Source organism: Gilvimarinus sp. 1_MG-2023, from assembly GCF_030548285.1.
Genome location: NZ_JAUOSC010001193.1, coordinates 1 through 261 on the forward strand (window position 1 = coordinate 1; position 261 = coordinate 261).

Here is a 261-nt window from a genome sequence, read left to right on the forward strand (position 1 = left end):
CCGTAACCGTGAGCCAATACAGCTAGCGTAGGAATGTTGTTTTTTAAAGCTTCTAAATGAGCACAGATATCTACACCAAAAGCATATCCGCTTACAATAAGGGGTTTGTAGTTTTTTAAAGTATCAATCAGTTCGCTACAGAAACCTCTTCCGTAAGAAGAAATATTACGGGTACCAACAATGCTTACCGTATTTTGATATTCCTCTAATTTGTGTGCCCCATCATGAAAAAGTAACAAAGGAGAATCTGCACAATTCAAT

1 protein-coding gene is annotated in these 261 nt (G+C 37.2%); it reads right to left on the minus strand.

Going from position 1 to position 261, the window contains the following annotated elements:
* On the minus strand, positions 1–261 hold a 261-nt coding region (locus tag Q4563_RS20635), incomplete at both ends, for a DNA-processing protein DprA (protein ID WP_303605845.1).